The sequence below is a fragment of the Microcystis sp. LE19-84.1B genome (genome assembly GCF_027531875.1).
Taxonomy (GTDB): domain Bacteria; phylum Cyanobacteriota; class Cyanobacteriia; order Cyanobacteriales; family Microcystaceae; genus Microcystis; species Microcystis panniformis.
On the sequence record NZ_JAPZSR010000161.1, the window covers coordinates 1 to 5003 of the forward strand.

General features: G+C 43.5%; 5 protein-coding genes. 2 read left to right on the forward strand and 3 right to left on the reverse strand.

Annotated features, from left to right (window positions below; genetic code table 11):
• Positions 1-692, reverse strand: a 692-nt coding sequence (locus O9324_RS09940) for an Rpn family recombination-promoting nuclease/putative transposase (RefSeq protein ID WP_288140098.1), incomplete at its 3' end; no start/stop codon positions are given.
• A 351-nt stretch (positions 693-1043) separates the two neighbouring features.
• On the reverse strand, positions 1044-2000 hold the full coding sequence (locus O9324_RS09945) for a DUF4351 domain-containing protein (protein WP_288140099.1): 957 nt from the start codon (positions 1998-2000) through the stop codon (positions 1044-1046).
• A 569-nt stretch (positions 2001-2569) separates the two neighbouring features.
• Between O9324_RS09945 and hoxE the strand changes: the two genes are divergently transcribed.
• Together hoxE and nuoF are read left to right on the forward strand one after the other, a co-directional pair.
• The gene (gene hoxE, locus O9324_RS09950) at positions 2570-3079 is read left to right on the forward strand and encodes a bidirectional hydrogenase complex protein HoxE (RefSeq protein ID WP_002744404.1); all 510 of its coding nucleotides are present in this window, start codon (positions 2570-2572) and stop codon (positions 3077-3079) included.
• 28 nt (positions 3080-3107) lie between these two features.
• Positions 3108-4715 (forward strand): NADH-quinone oxidoreductase subunit NuoF, encoded by a 1608-nt coding sequence (gene nuoF, locus O9324_RS09955; protein ID WP_288140100.1) that lies wholly within the window; start codon positions 3108-3110, stop codon positions 4713-4715.
• Between the two features lie 11 nt (positions 4716-4726).
• Here nuoF and O9324_RS09960 read toward each other — a convergent pair.
• Positions 4727-5003 (reverse strand): zinc ribbon domain-containing protein (locus O9324_RS09960; RefSeq protein WP_288140101.1); only part of this gene is annotated, 277 nt, incomplete at its 5' end.

Genomic DNA, 5003 nt, shown 5'->3' on the forward strand with positions numbered 1-5003 from the left:
ACTCCCTCCTGTACAGGTTCACTAAATGTGCTAATCTCTTCTTGAAATTGTATCTCTTCCACTGGATTTAGATTGAGATATGTATCAATAAATCCAGAAATTAATTGCATTTTCGCTGGATTTAACCTTAAAGTAATTAACAAGCGCAGACATTCCGCTTTTACCTTGGCTCGCTCTTTCTCGGCAATGTTCATCTTCGCCATCAAAGCTGAAGCAACCGGATTCGGCTGATTGAGAAAATCTCGCCAATTTAATCGATTTAACTGCACTACTTGATAATTAAATTCTAAGACCTTAAAATCGGGAAAATCGACTACATATTGACTAATCGCTTCTCTTTTTGGCTTTTGGTAAGAGAAAATTACAATCGGATAAATCGGTAAGACAAATTTCTCATGAAAGCGAGCAAAATAAGTAAACATTCGCCGATTAAACCACTTTCGGGAACTTTCCTGCGCCTCTACATGAATCAGAAAAAAAGATTCCTTTCCTTGAAACTTAACCTGTGCGACTAAATCGCTTTCATGTCTTTCTCCTTCCGTGACATCAGTAAATACTTCTTTGTCTAAAAAAGTAATCGAGTCCCTATCTAAATAATCCATCAATTGGGGGAAAAACAACTCGATAAATTCGACAAAAAAGGTGGAGATTAACTCTTTAAATAAGCGGTCATGGTCAATATTATTAGTCATGTAATATCATCTTAACTAATCTGAGGGATGAATGACTACTCGTCCCTATTGTATTCTGAAAAGTCGGTTTTGGCAACGGATTGTTATGATTTCACCCCCTTAACCCACAGCGATTGCGAAATTCGACCAAAATCCATCAGATTGAGCTAAATCGAACAAACTATCGTAAACAGCAGGAAGAATCGGCAACAGGGTGGAATTCATGACGTTAACTGCAAAGGTTTATTGCTAACAGTTTTAGCCCAACTATTACAAGAAAACGGGTTTCTCAAAGAAACCCGTTTTCTAAATAGTTTCTCAAAGAAACCCGTTTTCTCATTTGTTGCGAAGATGCGATCGCTAACGTCAAAACTAGGTAATTAAAGTATTTAACCAATTGATTAAATCTTCAACCTTAGAGAAATCGAATAAAGCTTCTCCTAATGCTTCAACATCATCAATACTTAACTCCATGATTTTAGTTTCCAATGAAGGATTAATCTCCCCTAACTTGCGTTTAAGTTGACGAAGAATCAATGTCTTTTCACGTTCAATACCCCGTTCAATACCTTGTTCGATACCTTGTTCGATACCTAGTTCAATACCTTGACGCATCCAACTGGTGGTAATTTGCATAACTCCCTCCTGTACAGGTTGACTAAATGTGCTAATCTCTTCTTGAAATTGTCTCTCTTCCACCGGATTTAGATTGAGATAAGTATCAATAAATCCAGAAATTAATTGCATTTTCGCTGGATTTAACCTTAAAGTAATTAACAAGCGCAGACATTCCGCCTTCACCTTGGCTCGCTCTTTCTCGGCAATGTTCATCTTCGCCATCAAAGCTGAAGCAACCGGATTCGGTTGATTAAGAAAATCTCGCCAATTTAATCGATTTAACTGCACTACTTGATAGTTAAATTCTAACACCTTAAAATCGGGAAAATCGACCACATATTGACTAATCGCTTCTCTTTTTGGCTTTGAATAAGAGAAAATTACAATCGGATAAATCGGTAGGACAAATTTCTCATGAAAGCGAGCAAAATAAGTAAACATCCGCCGATTAAACCATTTTCGAGAACTTTCCTGCGCCTCCAGATGAATCAGAAAAAAAGATTCTTTTCCTCGAAACTTAACTTGTGCGACTAAATCGCTTTCATACCTTTCTCCTTCCGTGACATCGGTAAATACTTCTTTGTCTAAAAAAGTAATCGAGTCCCTATCTAAATAATCCATCAATTGAGGAAAAAATAACTCGATAAATTCGACAAAAAAGGTGGAGATTAACTCCTTAAATAAGCGATCATGGTCAATATTATTAGTCATGTAATGTCATCTTAACTAATCTGAGCGATGAATGACTACTCGTCCCTATTGTATTCTGAAAAGTCGGTTTTGGCAACGGATTGTTATGACCTTACCCCCTTAACCTACGAGGAGAGGGGGATGCTTTCCGCAAAAAACCCCACAGAAAACGGGTTTCTCGAAGAAACCCGTTTTCTATTTCCAGGGTTCATCATAATTGATTGTAGGGCTAATTCATGAATTAGCCCTACAGCTATTACCTAGCTATATTCCACTGCTAAATCGAGCGACTCTTGTTCCCCACTTAAGCCCGCCATAAAAGGCCCTATTCGTTCATTAAACACTATTATAGGAAAGATGCAATGCAATCCTTGCTATCAAAGTAATTTCAGTTCCAGGCTGATTCGGAGCATCTTTCAATTTGACAAGGCCGAAAAATCCCCTATCCCCCAATAACTAAAGGAAAGATAAAGTTATTGATCGCCCTCTGGAGCCAGTGTCAGAATAAAAGCAGGGAGATGACCAAGGAAAACCGACAACTCTCCATCTTTTTCCCGTCATCGCCCCTAAAATTTATTTGGTTCAGATTTATGCAAACTGCCAATCCTCCTCAAACGGAGAAAAAAGAGCATCCCAGTGGCGATAAACGCTTCAAAGTCCTCGACATCACCATGAAGCGAGCAGGATATAATCAATCAGCCCTGATTGAAGTCCTGCACAAAGCCCAAGAAGCTTTCGGATTCCTAGAAGAAGATGTTCTCCTCTACGTTGCTCGGGCGCTAAAACTGCCCCTCAGTCGCGTCTATGGGGTAGCAACCTTCTATCATCTCTTTTCCCTGAAACCGGCGGGAAAACACACCTGTATCGTCTGTATGGGGACTGCTTGTTATGTCAAAGGCAGCGGCAAAATCCTCGAAGACATCGAAAACAGCTTTGATGTCAAAGTGGGAGAAACCACCGCCGATGGAGAAATTTCCCTAGTGTCGGCCCGTTGTATCGGGGCCTGTGGGATTGCACCGGCCGTGGTCTTCGATGGAGTCGTGGCCCCGAAACAAGATTCGGAAACTGTCTTAGCAAAACTAAAGAGTTTCTCCCAGTAATTTTTCACTTTAGTGGATTGAAAAAAATATGGACTTACAAGAATTATTGGCAGTGGCCGCAAAAGAAAAAGCTAGACAAAAAAGCATCCGGGTGCATTGTTGCACTTCCACCGGTTGCCAAGCTGCTAACTCCCTCCAAATCAAAAAAAACCTCGCCACTGCCGTCAAAGAGGCAGACCTAGAGGATACAGTCGAAGTGGTGGGGGTCGGTTGTATGGGTTTTTGTGGTCGCGGTCCGTTAGTGGAAGTGGATCCCCAGGATTTCCTATACGAAGAAGTCACCCCGGAAAGTGCGGCCAGCATTATTGCGGCCTTAAACGGCGGCAAAACCGAGGTGCAATTAGGGGACTCAAAACATCCCTTTTTCTCCCATCAGGTCAAAATTGTCCGGGAAAATAGCGGTAAAATCGATCCCGATCGCATTGAGGAATATATCGCCGTCGGTGGCTATCAATCTCTCTACAAGGCCCTCTACGAGATGACTCCGGCCCAGGTGGTGGAGGAAATCATCAAAAGCGGTTTACGCGGCCGGGGTGGTGCCGGTTATCCCACCGGTTTAAAATGGGCGACGGTGGCTAAACAACCGGGTAAACAAAAATACGTTATCTGTAATGCTGATGAAGGGGATCCCGGGGCGTTTATGGACCGTAGTGTTTTGGAAAGTGACCCCCATTTAGTCCTGGAAGGAATGGCGATCGCTGCCTATGCCGTGGGGGCCGATCATGGTTATATCTATGTTAGAGCCGAATATCCCCTAGCGATAGATCGTTTGCAAAAAGCGATTAATCAGGCCAAAAAATTCGGTTTAATGGGTTCCCAAGTATTCGAGTCCACTTTCGATTTTAAGGTGGATATCCGCATCGGAGCGGGAGCTTTTGTCTGTGGAGAGGAAACCGCTCTCATCCATTCCATTGAAGGCGGCCGCGGCACTCCCCGCACCCGTCCCCCCTATCCGGCCCAATCGGGCCTCGATGGTTGTCCCACCCTGATTAATAACGTCGAGTCCTACGCTAATATCGCCGCTATTATCCGCGAGGGGGCCGCTTGGTATGCCAATATCGGTACTGCCAGCAGTAAAGGGACAAAAATCTTCGCTTTAACGGGAAAAATCTGCAATAATGGGCTGATTGAAGTGCCAATGGGCATTACTCTCCGGGAAATTGTCGAGGAGATGGGGGGTGGTGTTCCCGATGGTCAAGTAAAAGCGGTACAAACCGGCGGCCCCTCTGGGGGTTGTATTCCCGCTAATTTACTCGATACTCCCGTGGATTACGAATCCTTAGCCAAACTCGGTTCAATGATGGGATCCGGGGGTATGGTGGTTATGGATGATAGTACCAGTATGGTCAAGGTGGCGAAATTCTATATGGAATTCTGTCGCGAGGAGTCCTGTGGTAAATGTATCCCCTGTCGCACGGGAACAGTACAAATGTTTGAATTGTTGGCCAAAATTATCGACGGAAAGGCCGATATTCACGACCTCGAAAACCTAGAACATCTCTGTCAAATGGTTAAAGAAACCAGTCTTTGTGGTCTTGGTCAAAGCGCTCCCAATCCGATTTTAAGTACCCTACAGTATTTTAAGGAGGAATATCTGGCTCTGTTACAGGAAAGCAAGCACCCCGTCTCTGTTTGAGATTGGCATCCTCACCGCCAGGGCCGGACGGTGATTCCCGGCAGATCGAACAAACTTAATTGAACGATCTTCGGATGGGTTGACGCTTCACGGGATGATGCTTCTTTAACAGAAGTCTTACACTTTCCTCCACGTCCGTTTTTTGAGGTCTCCGATTGCCCACCGGCGACCTTGATATTTACCGCAGCATTGATGTCTCGATCATGGAAAGTCCCACAGAAAAGACATTCCCACTCACGGATATTTAATGCTTTCTTACCGCCGATATTCCCACAACAGGAACATCTC

Excerpts from the sequence above, each read along its gene's own strand:
- O9324_RS09945 (WP_288140099.1), bottom strand. The coding sequence starts at position 2,000 with ATGACTAATAATATTGACCATGATCGCTTATTTAAGGAGTTAATCTCC.
- hoxE (WP_002744404.1), top strand. The coding sequence starts at position 2,570 with ATGCAAACTGCCAATCCTCCTCAAACGGAGAAAAAAGAGCATCCCAGT.
- nuoF (WP_288140100.1), top strand. The coding sequence starts at position 3,108 with ATGGACTTACAAGAATTATTGGCAGTGGCCGCAAAAGAAAAAGCTAGA.